Annotated in this window: 19 protein-coding genes and 1 pseudogene; 13 read left to right on the top strand and 7 right to left on the bottom strand. The window is 70.2% G+C overall.

Annotation, left to right across the window (positions count from 1 at the left end; all coding sequences use genetic code 11):
- Positions 1–23: 23 nt before the first annotated feature.
- Complete coding sequence (locus tag ACIO52_RS01755; protein ID WP_218719635.1) at positions 24–1,691, bottom strand: FAD-dependent oxidoreductase; 1,668 nt, start codon at positions 1,689–1,691, stop codon at positions 24–26.
- A gap of 158 nt (positions 1,692–1,849) precedes the next feature.
- On the opposite strand from ACIO52_RS01755, the gene ACIO52_RS01750 reads away from it, so the two are divergent.
- Positions 1,850–2,341, top strand: coding sequence for a SixA phosphatase family protein (locus tag ACIO52_RS01750; RefSeq protein ID WP_402640736.1), 492 nt, complete (start codon positions 1,850–1,852; stop codon positions 2,339–2,341).
- 12 nt (positions 2,342–2,353) lie between these two features.
- Here ACIO52_RS01750 and ACIO52_RS01745 read toward each other — a convergent pair whose 3' ends face one another.
- On the bottom strand, positions 2,354–2,557 hold the full coding sequence (locus ACIO52_RS01745; RefSeq protein WP_218719633.1) for a hypothetical protein: 204 nt from the start codon (positions 2,555–2,557) through the stop codon (positions 2,354–2,356).
- A 48-nt stretch (positions 2,558–2,605) separates the two neighbouring features.
- On the opposite strand from ACIO52_RS01745, the gene ACIO52_RS01740 reads away from it, so the two are divergent.
- The 6 genes and pseudogenes from ACIO52_RS01740 (at position 2,606) to ACIO52_RS01715 (ending at position 6,398) form a co-directional block, all read left to right on the top strand.
- On the top strand, positions 2,606–2,974 hold the full coding sequence (locus ACIO52_RS01740; RefSeq protein WP_218719632.1) for a VOC family protein: 369 nt from the start codon (positions 2,606–2,608) through the stop codon (positions 2,972–2,974).
- Between the two features lie 89 nt (positions 2,975–3,063).
- Complete coding sequence (locus ACIO52_RS01735) at positions 3,064–3,528, top strand: MerR family transcriptional regulator (RefSeq protein WP_402640732.1); 465 nt, start codon at positions 3,064–3,066, stop codon at positions 3,526–3,528.
- Positions 3,525–4,541: an aldo/keto reductase gene (locus ACIO52_RS01730; protein ID WP_402640729.1), complete on the top strand. Its 1,017-nt coding sequence runs from the start codon at positions 3,525–3,527 to the stop codon at positions 4,539–4,541. The genes ACIO52_RS01735 and ACIO52_RS01730 overlap by 4 nt, the downstream gene beginning before the upstream one ends.
- 55 nt (positions 4,542–4,596) lie before the next feature.
- A pseudogene (locus ACIO52_RS01725) lies at positions 4,597–5,058 on the top strand (carboxymuconolactone decarboxylase family protein); the annotation flags it as partial.
- A gap of 15 nt (positions 5,059–5,073) precedes the next feature.
- Positions 5,074–5,412, top strand: a complete 339-nt coding sequence (locus ACIO52_RS01720; RefSeq protein ID WP_255588125.1) for a GNAT family N-acetyltransferase — start codon at positions 5,074–5,076, stop codon at positions 5,410–5,412.
- Entirely contained in the window at positions 5,409–6,398 is a 990-nt protein-coding gene (locus ACIO52_RS01715; protein ID WP_402640726.1) for a pirin family protein, read from the top strand. The genes ACIO52_RS01720 and ACIO52_RS01715 overlap by 4 nt, the downstream gene beginning before the upstream one ends.
- A gap of 38 nt (positions 6,399–6,436) precedes the next feature.
- Here the strand turns inward: ACIO52_RS01715 and ACIO52_RS01710 are convergent, their stop codons facing one another.
- A complete protein-coding gene (locus ACIO52_RS01710; protein ID WP_218719627.1) occupies positions 6,437–6,916 on the bottom strand; it encodes an SRPBCC family protein in 480 nt (159 codons plus the stop codon).
- A complete protein-coding gene (locus ACIO52_RS01705) occupies positions 6,913–7,245 on the bottom strand; it encodes a metalloregulator ArsR/SmtB family transcription factor (RefSeq protein WP_218719626.1) in 333 nt (110 codons plus the stop codon). The genes ACIO52_RS01710 and ACIO52_RS01705 overlap by 4 nt, the downstream gene beginning before the upstream one ends.
- Positions 7,246–7,369: 124 nt before the next feature.
- Between ACIO52_RS01705 and ACIO52_RS01700 the strand changes: the two genes are divergently transcribed.
- A complete protein-coding gene (locus tag ACIO52_RS01700; RefSeq protein WP_218719625.1) occupies positions 7,370–8,626 on the top strand; it encodes an FAD-dependent oxidoreductase in 1,257 nt (418 codons plus the stop codon).
- 96 nt (positions 8,627–8,722) lie between these two features.
- Positions 8,723–9,355 (top strand): hypothetical protein, encoded by a 633-nt coding sequence (locus tag ACIO52_RS01695; protein WP_218719624.1) that lies wholly within the window; start codon positions 8,723–8,725, stop codon positions 9,353–9,355.
- Between the two features lie 3 nt (positions 9,356–9,358).
- Here the strand turns inward: ACIO52_RS01695 and ACIO52_RS01690 are convergent, their stop codons facing one another.
- Complete coding sequence (locus ACIO52_RS01690) at positions 9,359–10,201, bottom strand: helix-turn-helix transcriptional regulator (protein ID WP_402640721.1); 843 nt, start codon at positions 10,199–10,201, stop codon at positions 9,359–9,361.
- A gap of 100 nt (positions 10,202–10,301) precedes the next feature.
- Here ACIO52_RS01690 and ACIO52_RS01685 point away from each other — a divergent pair, with 100 nt between their 5' ends.
- Together ACIO52_RS01685 and ACIO52_RS01680 are read left to right on the top strand one after the other, a co-directional pair.
- Positions 10,302–11,315, top strand: coding sequence for an aldo/keto reductase (locus ACIO52_RS01685; protein ID WP_402640719.1), 1,014 nt, complete (start codon positions 10,302–10,304; stop codon positions 11,313–11,315).
- Between the two features lie 59 nt (positions 11,316–11,374).
- Entirely contained in the window at positions 11,375–12,061 is a 687-nt protein-coding gene (locus ACIO52_RS01680; RefSeq protein ID WP_316576170.1) for a hypothetical protein, read from the top strand.
- Here the strand turns inward: ACIO52_RS01680 and ACIO52_RS01675 are convergent.
- Positions 12,058–12,588 (bottom strand): CGNR zinc finger domain-containing protein, encoded by a 531-nt coding sequence (locus ACIO52_RS01675; protein ID WP_218719620.1) that lies wholly within the window; start codon positions 12,586–12,588, stop codon positions 12,058–12,060. The genes ACIO52_RS01680 and ACIO52_RS01675 overlap by 4 nt on opposite strands.
- Before the next feature lie 38 nt (positions 12,589–12,626).
- On the opposite strand from ACIO52_RS01675, the gene ACIO52_RS01670 reads away from it, so the two are divergent.
- Together ACIO52_RS01670 and ACIO52_RS01665 are read left to right on the top strand one after the other, a co-directional pair.
- Positions 12,627–13,619 carry a DMT family transporter gene (locus ACIO52_RS01670; RefSeq protein ID WP_342800194.1) on the top strand — a complete coding sequence of 331 codons (993 nt, stop codon included), beginning with the start codon at positions 12,627–12,629 and terminating at the stop codon, positions 13,617–13,619.
- Positions 13,620–13,804: 185 nt separating this feature from the next.
- On the top strand, positions 13,805–14,002 hold the full coding sequence (locus ACIO52_RS01665; protein ID WP_218719618.1) for a hypothetical protein: 198 nt from the start codon (positions 13,805–13,807) through the stop codon (positions 14,000–14,002).
- 21 nt (positions 14,003–14,023) lie between these two features.
- On the opposite strand, the gene cynS is transcribed toward ACIO52_RS01665, so the two are convergent.
- Complete coding sequence (gene cynS / locus ACIO52_RS01660) at positions 14,024–14,473, bottom strand: cyanase (RefSeq protein ID WP_218719617.1); 450 nt, start codon at positions 14,471–14,473, stop codon at positions 14,024–14,026.
- Positions 14,474–14,520: the final 47 nt, after the last annotated feature.

Genomic DNA, 14,520 nt, shown 5'->3' with positions numbered 1-14,520 from the left:
CGCGCGGACCGGGGCTGCCTCGGCTAGCCCTTGGCCGCTTTGAGCAGATCGGCGCGGGTGGTGAACTTGACCCGCGGCCTGCCCGCCGCCTTGCCCGCGGCCTTCTCGGCCTGGTCGATGGTCTTCCAGCCCTTCCGGTCGACCAGCTCCGGCTGCCGCTGCGCGAGCAGCGCCTGCAGCGCCGCCCGGTCACCGGTCGGCGCGGTGAGCTTGCCCGCGATGAAGTCGGCGATCAGCGCCTCCACCGTTTCCTCGGCGTCGACCCGATTGGAGCCGATCACGCCGCGCGGGCCGCGCTTGATCCAGCCGGAGACGTACACGCCCGGCACCGGCTCGGTCGCCTCGATGACCCGGCCGTGCTCGCTGGGCACGGTGCCGCGCCGCTCGTCGAAGGGCAGACCGGCGATCGGCACGCCGCGGTAACCGATCGAGCGCAGCACCAGACCGGTGTCGAGCGACTCGGTGCGATCGGTGGCGGTCGCCACGAGCTGACCGTTCTCCTCGGTCAGTTCGTTGTGCGCGAACTCGATCGAGGTTGCCTTGTCCTCGCCGTGCACCGCGGTCGGCGTGGTCAGGTAGCGGAAGACGATCCGCTTGTGCGCGGGGTCGTGCTCGGCGGTGGAGTACTCCTGCGCGAGGGTGTACTTCAGCCGCAGCGACGGCTCGATGTTCGGGTCGTCGAGCAGCGCCTGGCTGTGCGGGTCCAGCGCCAGATCGGCCGGATCGACGACGACGTCGACGCCCTTCAGGTGCGTCAGCGACAGGAACTCCGGGGTGCTGTAGGCGGCTTGCAGCGGGCCGCGCCTGCCCAGGATCACCACCTCGCGGATGTTGCTGTTGCGCAGCGCGTCCAGGGCGTGGTCGGCGATGTCGGTCTTGGCGAGCTCGTCCGGGTCGACGGTGAGCACGCGGGCGACGTCGAGCGCGACATTGCCGTTGCCGACGATCACCGCGCGCTCGCCCGACAGGTCGAACTCGCGATCGGCGAAGTCGGGGTGGCCGTTGTACCAGGCGACGAACTCGGTGGCCGAGTGACTGCCGGGCAGGTCCTCGCCGGGCACGCCGAGCTTGCGATCGCTGGACGCGCCGACCGCGTAGATCACCGCGTGGTGGTGATCGAGCAGTTCCTGATGGTCGATGTGCTGACCGACCTCGACGTTGAGGTAGTACTGCAGCGTCTCGCGGCGGAAGGCCGAGTCGAACATGTTCGCCACGTTCTTGGTGCCCGCGTGGTCGGGCGCGACGCCCGCCCGGACCAGACCCCACGGGGTCGGCAGCCGGTCGAACATCTCGACCTCGACGTCGCTGCGGCGCAGCAGTTCGTCGGCGGCGTAACAGGCGGCCGGGCCGGCGCCGACGATCGCGACGCGCAGCGTGCCCAGGTCCTTGGGCGGACGGGTCGGGGTCGCCAGCGGATCGAAGTTCGACTCCAGCGGGTGGCGCTGGAAGTAGGCGGCGTTGATCTCGCGGTACCTGGCCAGCGAGGCGAGCAGGTCGTCCTCGGAGAAGATGGCGTCCACCGGGCACGCGTCGACACAGGCTCCGCAGTCGATGCAGGTGTCGGGGTCGATGTACAGCATCTCCGCCGTGGCGAATTCCGGCTGATCCGGGGTCGGACGGATGCAGTCGACCGGGCACTCGGTGACGCAGCTGGCGTCGTTGCAACAACGCTGCGTGATGACGTAGGCCATAGTGTGCAGATCCTCGAAATGTGTGGTCGGTGGCTCGAGACGTCGTCCGTGGCGGGCCCGCGGCGGGTGTGCCACGAACACATCTACGGTGACGCAGCTTTCAGTGTGCCTCGAGTGTGACCGCTACCTCACCGGCGGTCGGGATTACGGTGGTTCCCATGGTGGCGACCCTGATCCTCATGCGGCACGGAAAATCGGCATACCCCGACGGTGTCGGCGATCACGCCCGCCCGCTGGCGCCGCGTGGGCAGCGGGAGGCGGCCCTGGCCGGTGACTGGCTGCGGGCCACCCAGCCGCCGATCGACGCCGTGCGCTGCTCGACCGCCACCAGGACCAGGCAGACGCTCGCCGCGACCGGGATCGATGCGCCGGTGGAGTACACCGACGACATCTACGAGGCGAACCCGCACACCCTGATCGAGCTGGTCCAGCTCACCGACGATGCCGTCGCCACGCTGCTCGTCGTCGGGCACGTGCCCGGAATCCCGTGGACCGCTTGGGAACTCGCGGCCAATCGCGACTCCGATCAGGCGACCGAGCTCAGCCGCAAATTTCCCACCTCGGCGCTGGCCGTGCTCGAGTTCGACCGGCCGTGGGCACAGCTGGACCCGGGTTCGGGTGAACTCACGTACTTCCACGTGCCCCGCTGAGGGCGGACGCGGCTACTTGAGCAGCTTGCCGCCGACGACGATGCCGACCCCCAGCAGGGCGAGCAGCACGAAGGCGACGAAACCGTTCGTCAGCCACCACACCACGCCGAGCACCAGCACCACCGGCGCCACCGCGATCGCGGTGATCACCGGGCTCTCCTTGACCGTCTCCCAGGCCGATCGGGCCCTGACGCGGTCGATGTCCTTACCTGCCATGTGATCCACACTACGTTTCTGTCGGCCTCTGGTGCCATGCTGAACGGCATGGATTGGAAAATCGAACTCGTTGCCATCCCGGTCACCGATGTCGATCGGGCCAAGGACTTCTACACCAGCATCGGTTTCAACGCCGATCACGACCACACCCCGAGCCCGGACATCCGCTTCGTCCAGCTCACCCCGCCCGGCTCCGGCTGCTCGATCTGCATCGGCCGCGGCCTGACCAGTGCGGCCCCCGGCAGCGTCGAGGGCATGCAGATGGTCGTCCCCAGTGCCCAGCAGGCCTACGAGCAGCTCGTGGCCGCGGGCGTGGAGGCCAGCCCGGTGCAGGACATGGGCTGGGGCCTGTTCACCTTCTTCGCCGACCCCGACGGCAACCGGTGGGCCGTACAGGAGCTGCCGAAGTACAACTGAATTCGCTCGTCCCGCGAGAATAAGTCTTGCTTGGAGCGCACTCCAGGTGGATAGCGTCGGTGGGGTTCCACGAGAAAGGGACGAGCACGATGGATCAGGACGCGGCCCTGCGCAGCACCGCCGGGGACGACGATCGCGAACGCCCGCGATACTCGATCGGCCAGGTCGCCGAGCGATCGGGCCTCAGTCGCGACACCCTGCGCTGGTACGAGCGGATCGGGCTGATGAGCTACGTCGGCCGCGACCACACCGGCAACCGGCGCTTCAGCGACCGCGACCTGGAATGGCTGACGCTGATCAAGCGGTTGCGGATGACCGGCATGCCGGTGGCCGACATGATCCGCTACGCCGAACTGGTCAAGGCGGGTGAGCAGACCTACCCGGAGCGGCTCGCGATGTTCCGCCAGACCAGGTCCGACGTGCTCGACAAGATCGCGGAACTCCAGCAGACCGTGGCCGTCCTCGACTACAAGATCGCCATCTACGAGGGCAGATCCGAGGCCGACCGGCCGGCCACGCACACCGCGTCCACGAGCGAAGGAACCGATACATGAGCACCACCGCGACGCTGCCCACCACCACCCTCGGCACCGGCGGCCCGCTGGTCGGCGTGCAGGGCCTGGGCTGCATGGGCATCAGCGAGTTCTACGGCGAGACCGATCCGGCCGAATCGCGCGCCACCCTCGAGCATGCGCTCGAACTCGGCGTCACCCTGTTCGACACCGCCGACATCTACGGCTCGGGCCACAACGAGGAGTTCCTGTCCGAGTTCGTCCGCGCCCATCGCGACGAGCTGGTGATCGCGACCAAGTTCGGCATCGTGCGCAAGGCCGACGATCCCGCCTACCGCGGCTTCGACAACTCCCCCGGCTACATCCGCGCCGCGGTCGACGCGAGCCTGCGCAGGCTCGGCATCGACACGATCGACCTGTACTACATGCACCGGCGCGATCCGCGGGTGCCGATCGAGGAGACCGTCGGCACGCTGGCCGAACTCGTCGCGGCGGGCAAGGTGCGCGCGCTGGGGCTCTCGGAGGTGACCGGCGACGAACTGCGCGCCGCGCACGCGGTGCACCCGATCGCGGCCGTGCAGTCGGAGTGGTCGCTGTTCTCCCGCGACGTCGAGCGCACCGCGGTGCCCGCCGCCGCCGAACTCGGCGTGGCGTTCGTGCCGTACTCGCCGCTGGGTCGTGGCTTCCTCACCGGCGCGTTCCGCACCGCGAAGGACCTCGGCGACAAGGACTTCCGCCGGTTCCAGCCCCGCTTCACCGGCGACAACGCCGAGCACAACGCCGAGCTGCTCGCCCCGCTGGCCGCGATCGCCGCGGCGCACGGGATCACCCAGGCCCAGGCGGCGCTGGCGTGGGTGCACGCGCGCGCCGAGGCGCACGGCCTGCCGGTGGTGCCGATCCCCGGCACCCGCAAGCGCGTCCGGCTGGCCGAGAACGTCGCGGCGGCCACGGTGCGGCTCACCGCCGAGGAGCTCGCCACGCTGGAGCCGATCGCCGGGCAAGTGGCGGGCAACCGCTACGCCGACATGTCCTTCACCTCCGCCGGTCGGGAATAGCCGTCGGCGCGCCGCGGTCCGACGGGCCGCGGCGCGCGGCGCTAGCATCGCGAGAGTGACCGAACGCCACGACCGCGTGTGGATCGACAAGCAGCACCCCGCGATCTTCAAAGCGCTCAGCGCGACCGCTGCCGAGATCCGCGCCGCCGCGGCGGCCGCGGGGATCGAGCGGCGGCTGATCGAGCTGATCAATCTGCGGGTCTCCCAGATCAACGGCTGCCCGTACTGCCTCGACGTGCACGAGCACGCGGGCCTCGGCGCCGGCTTGTCGGCACAGGAGATCGCGGTGCTGCCCGCCTGGCGGCGCGGCGGCACGTACTCGGCCGCCGACCGGGCCGCGCTGGGGCTGGCCGAGGCCGTCACCACCCTGCCCGACGAGGAGCGCACCGATCGGGAATACGAGATCGCGCGCGAGCATTGGTCCGAGGAACAGATCTCGGTGATCATCTGGATCGCCGTCGCGATCGGCGCGTTCAACCGCGTGTCGATCCTGAGCGCGCACCCTGTTCCGGTGCGGAAGGAGCGCAAGAAGATGTCCGAGACCACCCCCGCCGCGCAGCCCGCGTCGACCGAGCCCGAGCGCCGGGTCGTGCGCAACCCGGAGAAGAACCGCTACGACGTGTTCTACGACGGCGCACTGGCCGGCTTCGCCGAGTACATCGAGCGCGACAACGACACCGATTTCATCCACACCGAGATCGACGGCGCCTTCGCGGGCAAGGGCCTGGGCAGCGTGCTCGCCCGCCAGGCCGTCGAGGACGTGATCGCGCGCGGGCGCACCATCACCGCGCACTGCCCGTTCATCCGCGGCTGGCTCGACAAGCACCCCGAGTACGACGCGCACGTCGTCGGCAAGGGCATCGCCAAGTGAGCGATCTGGAGCTCGATCCCACCGAGGCGGTGTGCGAGCCGTCGGCGAGTCCGGGACCGATCACCGAGCTGTACCCCGCCAGGGAGGTACCGCTCGGTGGCGTGCGCGGTGTGTACGTCGAACGCACCCTGCCGCAACGGGATCTGCCGACCGTCGGCGCGTGGTGTTTCCTGGACCGGTTCGGTTCGCCGACCGTCACCCGGACCGGCGCGTCGCCCGATATCCTGCCGCACCCGCACATCGGCCTGCAGACGGTGACGTGGCCGTTCGACGGCCGGATCCGGCACCGGGATTCGGTGGGCTCCGACGTCGAGATCGAGCCGGGCCAGCTGAACCTGATGACCTCGGGCCGCGGTATCGCCCATTCGGAGTTCGGCGTCTCCGGCGCCCACGCGGGCAACGGGCTGCAGCTGTGGATCGCGCTGCCCGGCACCGCGACCGGGATCGAACCGCATTTCGAGCAGCATCGCGAGCTGCCCGTGTACGAGGAACCGGGCCTGCGGGCCACCGTGCTGATCGGCACGCTGGGCGGCGTCACCTCACCGGCACGGGCCTACACGCCGATCGTCGGGGCGGATATCGTGCTCGACCCCGGCGCCGAGGTGCGGCTGCCGCTGGAACGCGCCTTCGAGCACGCGGTGCTGGTCGTCGAGGGCACCGTGGTGGTGGACGGGACCGAACTCTCGCCCGGCCCCCTGCTGTATCTGGGCACCGATCGGGCCGAGGTGCGCCTGACCAGCACCGAGGGCGCGCACTTCGCGCTGATCGGCGGTGAACCATTCGCCGAGGAACTGGTGATGTGGTGGAACTTCGTCGGCCGCAGTCACGACGAGATCGTCGCGGCCCGCAATGCCTGGGAAGCCCACGACACCAGCCGTTTCGCCGAGGTGGTCGGCCACGCGCCGGACGAGCGGATTCCCGCCCCACCGCTGCCGCCGCTGCGTTTGAAGCCACGCAAGCGGGCGACCGGCTGCGCCCACCGCTGATCCGGCGCCGCCTCCCGCGGCGCCGGATCCGACGGCCGCTAGCGGCCGTCGGCCAGCAGGGCGTCGAGGGCGCGGTAGCTGTCGTTGAGGCCGCCTTCCATACCCGAGGCGAGCATGCCCGCGCATTCCTCGGCGGTGTGGAAGATGCTGTCGGTGACGACCCGGGTGCGGCCGTTGCCGAGGTCGACGAAGGTGGTCGAGTCGATCGAGATGTGGGCGGGCATGCCGTCCCACTCGAAGGACTGCACGATGCGCTCCTTCGGGGTGATCTCGCGGAAGCGGCCCTCGAAGCCGTAGGACTCGTCGCCGTCGTGTTCGACGAAGCGCCAGTGGCCGCCCTTGCGGAACTCCCAGCGCTCGACATCGACGACATGGCCGCGGCCCCACCAGCGCGAGAGCTGTTCGATCCGGCTGTAGGCGTTCCACACCCGGTCCAGCGGTGCGTCGAAATCGCGTTCGATGTGGACTTCGCGGTCCGAGGTCGAGGTGATGACCGCGTCGTTGGTCGTTGTGCTCATTGCTCTGGCTCCGTTCGTTCGAGGAATTCACCGAGACGGTCCATCCGGGCTTCGAGCATCTGCCGATAACCCTGCATCCAGGCCACCTCTCGATCGAAGACGTGCTCGCCGATCCGGCAGTACCGGACCCGGCCACGCTTCTCGGTGACCACCATGCCCGCGTTCTCGAGCAGGCCGATGTGCTTCTTGATGCCGGTCAGGGTCATCTCGAACCGCTCGGCCAACTCGCTGATGCTGGCGGGCCCACGCCCGAGTTGCTCGAGGATGCCCCGCCGGGTGGGGTCCGCGAGCGCCCCGAACGAGGCATCCAGGAAGTCATACTGAACCATCTAGTTCAGTATTGCGCGGCCATGCCTCCTCGTCAAGAGCGGTCGAAGATTTCCGAAAACCCTGGACCTGCCCCCGAATTGACTACTACGCTCCGTCGTAGACATCGGCGTTCGAGGGGGATACATGGACAAGACGACATGCTGCATCGTCGGCGGCGGACCGGCGGGCACGATGGCGGGCCTGCTGCTGGCCAGGGCGGGCGTCGAGGTGACGGTGCTGGAGAAGCACCCCGACTTCCTGCGCGATTTCCGCGGCGACACCGTGCACCCGTCGACCGTGCGACTGCTCGACGAACTCGGCCTCGGCGTGGACTTCGCCCGGCTCCCGCAGTCCACGCTGACCAGGATGTGCATGTACGCCGGCGATCGGATGGTCGTCGCCGCCGATCTCAGCCGGATTCCCGGCCGGTACCGCCACATCGCGATGGTCCCGCAGTGGGACTTCCTCGACCTGCTGGTCCGCGCCGCCGCCACCGAGCCGACCTTCACGCTCCGCATGCGCTCGACCGTCACCGGGCTCATCCACCAGGCCGATACCGTCACCGGGGTGCGATACCGCGACGCCCACGGCACCGAGCACACCCTGCGCGCCGACCTCGTGATCGCCTGCGACGGACGCGATTCCGTAGCGCGCGAGGCCGCCGGACTCCGCCAGCGGAGCGAGGACGTGCCGATGGACATGTGGTTCTTCCGCGTCCCGAAGGGCGCCGACGACACCGATGGTGGCGCGGTGCAAGCCCGCTTCACCAGCGGGAACTCGGCGGTGGCGATCGACCGCGGCGACTACTACCAGACCGGTTACATCATCGAGAAGGGTCGCGACGCGGCCCTGCGGGCCGCCCACGACGTGGCATGGCTCCGCGAACGCGTCACCGAGCTGTTCGGCTGGCCCACCGAGGCGACCGCGGCGATCGGGTCCTGGGACGACGTGAAACTGCTCGAGGTGACCGTCGGGATGCTGGATCGCTGGTACGTGCCCGGCCTGCTGTGCATCGGCGACGCCGCGCACACGATGTCGCCGGTCGGCGGTGTCGGGGTCAACCTGGCGGTGCAGGACGCTGTCGCGACCGCGCGGCTGCTCGCCCAGCCATTGCTGGACGGGACGGTGCGAACCGCCGACCTGGAGAAGGTCCAGCGCAGGCGGATGCTGCCCGCGAGCTTCACCCAGCGCTCCCAGCGCGGCGAGCACGACATGCTGATCGCGCCCGCCCTGCGCGGTGAGCTGACCACTGCCCCACTGCCGCTGCGGGTCGTCGATGCCGTGCCGATGCTGGCCGGGCTCGCCGCGTACCTCGGCGGTATCGGCCTCCGCCCCGAGCACGCGCCGGACTTCGCGCGCAGGCCGAATGCCGATGCGGGACGGTCGGCCGCGTCGCGCTGACCGCCCGACAACTTTCCGAAAAGCCGCTCAGCGGTTAGGTTTGCCGCGACGAACGGGACGATTCGGTCCCGGTGGATCAGCGGGAGGCTTGGCGGGATGAGGATCGGCACTGTGATCGGCGCGGCGCTGCTGGCGGTGGGGGTCACCCTGGCGGGCACGGGAGTCGGGACCGCCGAGCCCGAACCGGCCGGCACCGAGCCCGGCGTCCAGCTGCGCGGCGTCGACAAGGACGTGAACTACCAGGTCGGCGTGTCCGAGGATCGGCGTGCCGTGGTGACCACGCTCGACGCGGGCCGGTTCCAGCTGGTGCACGACGCGAAGGTCGTCACCGTGACCGATGCCGCGGGCACGGTGATCGCCGCGCTGCCGATGGTCGTCCGTCTCGGTGAGCGCGAGGTGCCGCTGACGCCGGCCATCGACGCGGCGGGCACCAGCCTCACCCTCACTCCGGTCGGCGAGTCCGATACCCCGGTGCGCGATATCAGCGCGCAGGAACGCTTCTTCGCCGAGACCCAGCGACTGCAGCCGCAGATCATCCAGGGCGCCGTGATCGGGGCGGCGATCGGCTTCGTCCTCGGGTTCCCGCTCGGGCTGTTCGTCCTGGACTTCATCACCGTGCCGGTGGCGACGGTGGCAGGCGCGGCGATCGGCGCGCTGGCCGGGTACGCGCTGGCCGGCGGGCAACCGGCCGTCGACACCGCGCTCGCCTACGTCACCGGGGCGCCCTGACGGTCACGCCGGACTCAGGCGCTGGGTACCGATCACGCGCAGCAACGCCATCTTCTCGGCGGCGTCGGTCCCGGGCCTGGGCAGGTAGACGAGCAACCGCTGCGCCGCGTTCCTGGTGACCAGGACCTCGCAGATCGTGTCGATCAGCCCGACCTCGGGATGCGCGAACCGCTTGCTGTCGGTGACCCGCACGGCCACCTCGTGTTCGTTCCACAGCGCCTCGAATTCGGGACTGGTGCTGCGTAATTCGGCGATGTAGTGGGCGACTTCGGCGTCGCCTGCCCGGCGTGCCGCAGTGGCGCGCAGGTCGGCGACATGGCTGCGGCTGAGCCGATCCCAATCCGCTTCCGGGAACACCGCCCTGGCGGCGGGATCGGTGAACCACCGCCAGGCGTAGTAGCGGTCGAGACCGTTGCGCTCGCCGTGATCGCCCGCCAGCAGGGTGTGCATGCGGTTCTGGACGAGCACTTCGCCGAGCTCGGTGATCACGGCGGCCGGGGTGTCGTCGAGTTTGGACAGCATGTGCAGCAGACCCGGCCCGACGTGCTTGTCCCGCAGCTCCCGATCCGGGGACCGGTGACCGCACAGATGGAACAGGTGGTCGCGTTCGTCGGCGCTCAGCCGCAGCGCCCGGGCCAGCGCGGCCAGCACCTGGGTCGACGGGCGCGGTCCGCGCGCCTGCTCCAGCCGGGTGTAGTAGTCGGTCGACATGCCGGTGAGCAGGGCGACCTCGTCGCGGCGCAGCCCGGGAGTTCGCCGGCGCACCCCGGGCGGCAGGCCGACGTCGGCGGGCGTCAGCTGTTCGCGGTGCCTGCGCAGGAAGTCGGCGAGCTCGGAGCGGTCCATCCCTCCATGGTGCGCGACCGCGCGCGGCCCAGCCAGGGACCGGCGATCCCCCGATGAACGCTCTCTGCCGCGTCCGGCACACCCCACGCAGGCTGAGGTCATGACGAATTTCCGACACTCCCCCTCGACCTCCCTCGGCGACACCGGTCCCCGGGTCAGCCGCATCGGCCTCGGCGCGATGGGCATGTCCGGCATGTACGGCGCCGCCGACGACCGCGAATCCACCGCCACCCTGCACGCCGCGATCGACGCTGGTATCAACCTCGTCGACACCGGCGACTTCTACGGCGCCGGCCACAACGAACTGCTGATCGGCAAGGCCATCGCCGAACGGGCCCGCGAGGACGTGGTGCTGAGCGTGAAGTTCGGCGCGCTGCGTGGCCCGGACGGCTCCTTCGCCGGCTTCGACGGCAGGCCCGCCGCCGTCCGCAATTCGCTCACCTACAGCCTCACCCGGCTCGGTGTCGACCACATCGACATCTACCGCCCGGCCCGACTCGATCCCGAGGTGCCGATCGAGGACACCGTCGGCGCCATCGCCGACCTGGTCGAAGCCGGCTATGTCCGCCACATCGGCCTGTCCGAAGTCGGTGCCGACACGCTGCGCCGAGCCGCCGCCGTGCACCCGATCGTCGATCTGCAGATCGAGTACTCGCTGCTCTCGCGCGGCATCGAGGACGAGATCCTGCCGGTGGCAAGGGAACTCGGTGTCGGGATCACCGCCTACGGCGTGCTCTCGCGCGGCCTGCTCAGCGACACCTTCCGCGCGGGCGCGCCCACCGACGCCACCGACTTCCGCACCCACAGCCCGCGCTTCCAGGGCGAGAACCTCACCCGCAATCTGCGCCTGGTCGAGGCGCTCGCGGAAATCGCTGCCGCCAAGGGCGTTTCGGTCGCCCAGCTCGCGATCGCGTGGGCCCTGCATCGTGGCGAGGACATCGTCCCGGTGATCGGCGCGCGCAGCCGCACCCGCCTGACCGAGACCCTGGACGCACTGCGGATAGCGCTGACCGAGCGGGAACTGGCCGCGATCGAGGCCGCCATCCCGGCCGCGGCGGTGGCGGGCGAGCGGTACGCGCCCGCGCAGATGGCAGCCCTCGACAGCGAGCGCTGAGTGGCGTGCGGACTCTCCGCTACCGTTGACGGAAGGAGTTCGCACGTTGTGAGTGGGTGGTGAGAGACGTGTTCGACCCGCTGGCCGACATCGATCGGGCCCTGGCCGAGCAGGCGGGCTGGACCTGGTTCGACGACTACCTGCTGTACACGTGCGGCGTGGCCGAACTGCTCGCTTCGGGCCGGGGCGAGCGGATACCGTCCACCGCGACCAGGGTTCGGCTCGACCCCGGCGAGACCTGCTTCGCCGACGGCGGCGTCCAGTGGTTCACCTGGCGCGGACCGGGGAACGGCAAGTGGGTGCGCGGCCAGGTGCGCGCCGACGGGCGGACACCCCTCGGCGCCGTCGCCCACCTGGGCAACGCGGTGCGCAACGAGTCGCGGCGGCTGCGGGCCGAGGCCGCGACGCAACCGCGCTGGGTGGCCGAACGTCCGGGATCGGCGATGATCTCCCAGCACCGGATTCACCTGGCCAACCCGGAGCGATCGTTCTCGCTGTACTGGTCGGCATTGGAGAGCGTCGACCTGACCGCGCCCGACCTGGTCGGCTGCCGGTTCCCCGACCGCGCCGGGACCCTCCAGCAACTGCAGATCCGCAGCGCCTGGGCGCCCCTGATCTTCGTCACCGCGGCCCTGCGACATTTCCCGCACCATCCGCTGCTGCGCAACGGGACGTGGCTGCCCGCCGGGTTCGAGGACAAGTGTCACCTGGCGGGCAAGAAATGCCCGAAGGTGCGCTCGCTCTAGCGCTGCCTGGCCCGGTAGGCCGCGACGGCGTTGCGATTGCCGCAGGCAGTGCTGCAGTAGCGGCGGGAACGGTTGCGGGACAGGTCAAGTACCAGGCCGTCGCAGGTGTCGTCGGCGCAGATCGACAGGCGGCTCAGGTCGTCGGCACGGATCAGATCGATCATGGCCATCGCGGTCTCGACGGCGATGCGGACCGGCAGCGGGGCCTCGGCCGGGACGGCGTGTACGTGATAGTCGACCTCACCGTGCCGGACCAGCTGCGGCACCGCGCGATGCTCGGCCAGGGTCTCGTTCACCAGGACCACCGCGCGGTCCCGGTCGCTGGTGAGCATCCGGCGCAGCGGCGCGCGCAGGGCCCGCACCGCGGCCAGTTCCGCGGCGTCGCCGGTGTGCACACCCGTGTAGACGTGCCGCACGAAGAACTCGTCGAGCTGGTCGGTGCCGGTGAGGGTGTCGGGGTCCTCCGCGGAATTGACCAGTTCGACCGCCGCCAGCAGCGCCGCCTCGGTGTCATGAGCGAAAACCACGTTGACATATTACCGCAGCCTGCTTACCGTCATTAGTCATGGCGACTTTGACTCATGACGGACTGGCGAGCAGCCGGATCCGCACCGGCCTGCTCTTCGCGCTGGCCTCCGCCACCTCGTTCGGCCTGTCCGGCCCACTCGCGCGCGGGCTGATGAACGCGGGCTGGAGCGCGGCCGCCGTCGTCGCCGCGCGCGTACTGCTCGCCGGAGTCGTCCTCTTGCCCGTCGCCCTCCCCCAGCTCCGGGGGAACTGGAACCTGGTGCGCGCCAACGCGACCCTGATCGTGCTGTACGGGCTGCTCGCCGTAGCCGGCACCCAGCTGGCTTACTTCAACGCGGTCGCGCACATGGAAGTCGGCGCGGCGTTGCTGATCGAATACACCGCGCCGATCGCCGTCGTCGGCTGGATGTGGGCACGGCACCGCCAGCGCCCCGGCGCGGCCACCCTGGCCGGTGCCGCGCTCGGCATCACCGGACTGCTGCTGGTGCTCGACATCCTCGCCGGGGTGTCGACCGATCCGATCGGCATCACCTGGGCACTGGCCGCGATGATCGGCGCCGCCGCGTATTTCGTGCTCTCCGCCCAGGGCGGCGAGCTGCCCGGCACGGTCCTGGCCGCGGGCGGCCTGCTGATCGGCGGGGTCACGCTGGTGCTGGCCGGCCTGGTCGGCATCGTGCCGCTGCACGCCACCACCGCGACGGTCGTGTTCGACGATTTCAGCACGCCGTGGTGGGTCCCGATCCTGCTGATCGGCATCGTCACCGCCGCGATCGCCTACGTCACCGGCATCGCCGCCACCCGCCGCCTGGGTTCCCGGCTGGCCTCGTTCGTCGCCCTCACCGAGGTGCTGGCCGCGCTGCTGTTCGCCTGGGCCCTGCTCGGCGAGGCCCCCCGTCCGATCCAATTACTCGGCGGCGCGCTGATTCTCCTCGGCGTGATCATCGTCCGCCTCGGCGAACCCGAACCCCTGCCGGCCGGCGACCCCGAGGCGCGGGCGGTCGCCGCGGTCCCGACACGCCCCGAGGCCTGACCTACCAGCGATGGTCGATGACCGCGCCGGCGATGACGACGCGGTCACCGCGCGACTCGGCGAACCCCGCGTCCGCCTCGTCCGACTACCTCGATTCGGCTCTCCGGTGACCGTCGATCCGGCAAGCTCTACCGGTGCCCAACACACAGGAAAACGCACCGCGCTGCCCGGAATGCGATGGCCCGATGCTCCGGATCCTCTACGGCTACCCCACCTTCGAGTCGTTCCAGGCCGCCGAGCGGGGCGAGTACATCCTGGGCGGATGCTGCGTCACCAACGTCTCGCCGCAGTGGGGGTGCCGACCGTGTCAGGACCGGCAGGCCGAGGAAGACCAGCGCGCGGTCTTCGACCGGATCAGGAACCGCGACCGAGATCGCGGGTGACGGGATGCGCGCGGACCGCGATCACCAGCGGTAGTCGAGGAACTTGCCGTCGAGGGTGATGACCACGCGGTCGCCGTCGGGGTGGGGGCGGCGGGCGATGTCGATGTTGAAGTTGATGGCGCTCATGATGCCGTCGCCGAATTCCTCGTGGATGAGAGCCTTGAGCGCCGGGCCGTAGACCGAGACCGCCTCGACCAGGCGATAGATGGTGGGATCGGCCAGTTGCGCCGGGTCGGCGCCGCGCGAGGGCTGCAGACGCAGGCTCTCGGCGACGGTCTCGTCCAGGTCCAGGAGCGCGCAGGCCGCGGCCGCCTGCTCCTCGGTCATCGGGTGCTGACCGAGCAGGGCCGCCGTCGTCCAGACCAGCGGCGCGCCCAGCGATTCCGCGATGGCGGCCCAGGTCAGGCCTTTGCGGATGCGGGCGGCGACGACGAGATCGGCGGCGGCGGACTTGCTCATGATCGGTTGCATACGGGCTCCTCGGTGGGGGGACTTCGTCAGCCTGCCATCCGCCCGCA

The organism is Nocardia sp. NPDC087230, assembly GCF_044744725.1.
In the GTDB taxonomy this organism is placed as follows: Bacteria; Actinomycetota; Actinomycetes; order Mycobacteriales; family Mycobacteriaceae; genus Nocardia; species Nocardia canadensis.
Note: the sequence above shows the minus strand (reverse complement) of the source record. Positions and strands in the feature narration are given on the sequence as shown.

What these genes read in the sequence shown, in the direction of transcription:
- ACIO52_RS01755 (WP_218719635.1), bottom strand. Translation starts at nt 1,691, where the DNA reads ATGGCCTACGTCATCACGCAGCGTTGTTGCAACGACGCCAGCTGCGTC.
- ACIO52_RS01750 (WP_402640736.1), top strand. Translation starts at nt 1,850, where the DNA reads ATGGTGGCGACCCTGATCCTCATGCGGCACGGAAAATCGGCATACCCC.
- ACIO52_RS01745 (WP_218719633.1), bottom strand. Translation starts at nt 2,557, where the DNA reads ATGGCAGGTAAGGACATCGACCGCGTCAGGGCCCGATCGGCCTGGGAG.
- ACIO52_RS01740 (WP_218719632.1), top strand. Translation starts at nt 2,606, where the DNA reads ATGGATTGGAAAATCGAACTCGTTGCCATCCCGGTCACCGATGTCGAT.
- ACIO52_RS01735 (WP_402640732.1), top strand. Translation starts at nt 3,064, where the DNA reads ATGGATCAGGACGCGGCCCTGCGCAGCACCGCCGGGGACGACGATCGC.
- ACIO52_RS01730 (WP_402640729.1), top strand. Translation starts at nt 3,525, where the DNA reads ATGAGCACCACCGCGACGCTGCCCACCACCACCCTCGGCACCGGCGGC.
- ACIO52_RS01720 (WP_255588125.1), top strand. Translation starts at nt 5,074, where the DNA reads ATGTCCGAGACCACCCCCGCCGCGCAGCCCGCGTCGACCGAGCCCGAG.
- ACIO52_RS01710 (WP_218719627.1), bottom strand. Translation starts at nt 6,916, where the DNA reads ATGAGCACAACGACCAACGACGCGGTCATCACCTCGACCTCGGACCGC.
- ACIO52_RS01705 (WP_218719626.1), bottom strand. Translation starts at nt 7,245, where the DNA reads ATGGTTCAGTATGACTTCCTGGATGCCTCGTTCGGGGCGCTCGCGGAC.
- ACIO52_RS01700 (WP_218719625.1), top strand. Translation starts at nt 7,370, where the DNA reads ATGGACAAGACGACATGCTGCATCGTCGGCGGCGGACCGGCGGGCACG.
- ACIO52_RS01695 (WP_218719624.1), top strand. Translation starts at nt 8,723, where the DNA reads ATGAGGATCGGCACTGTGATCGGCGCGGCGCTGCTGGCGGTGGGGGTC.
- ACIO52_RS01690 (WP_402640721.1), bottom strand. Translation starts at nt 10,201, where the DNA reads ATGGACCGCTCCGAGCTCGCCGACTTCCTGCGCAGGCACCGCGAACAG.
- ACIO52_RS01685 (WP_402640719.1), top strand. Translation starts at nt 10,302, where the DNA reads ATGACGAATTTCCGACACTCCCCCTCGACCTCCCTCGGCGACACCGGT.
- ACIO52_RS01670 (WP_342800194.1), top strand. Translation starts at nt 12,627, where the DNA reads ATGGCGACTTTGACTCATGACGGACTGGCGAGCAGCCGGATCCGCACC.
- ACIO52_RS01665 (WP_218719618.1), top strand. Translation starts at nt 13,805, where the DNA reads ATGCTCCGGATCCTCTACGGCTACCCCACCTTCGAGTCGTTCCAGGCC.
- cynS (WP_218719617.1), bottom strand. Translation starts at nt 14,473, where the DNA reads ATGCAACCGATCATGAGCAAGTCCGCCGCCGCCGATCTCGTCGTCGCC.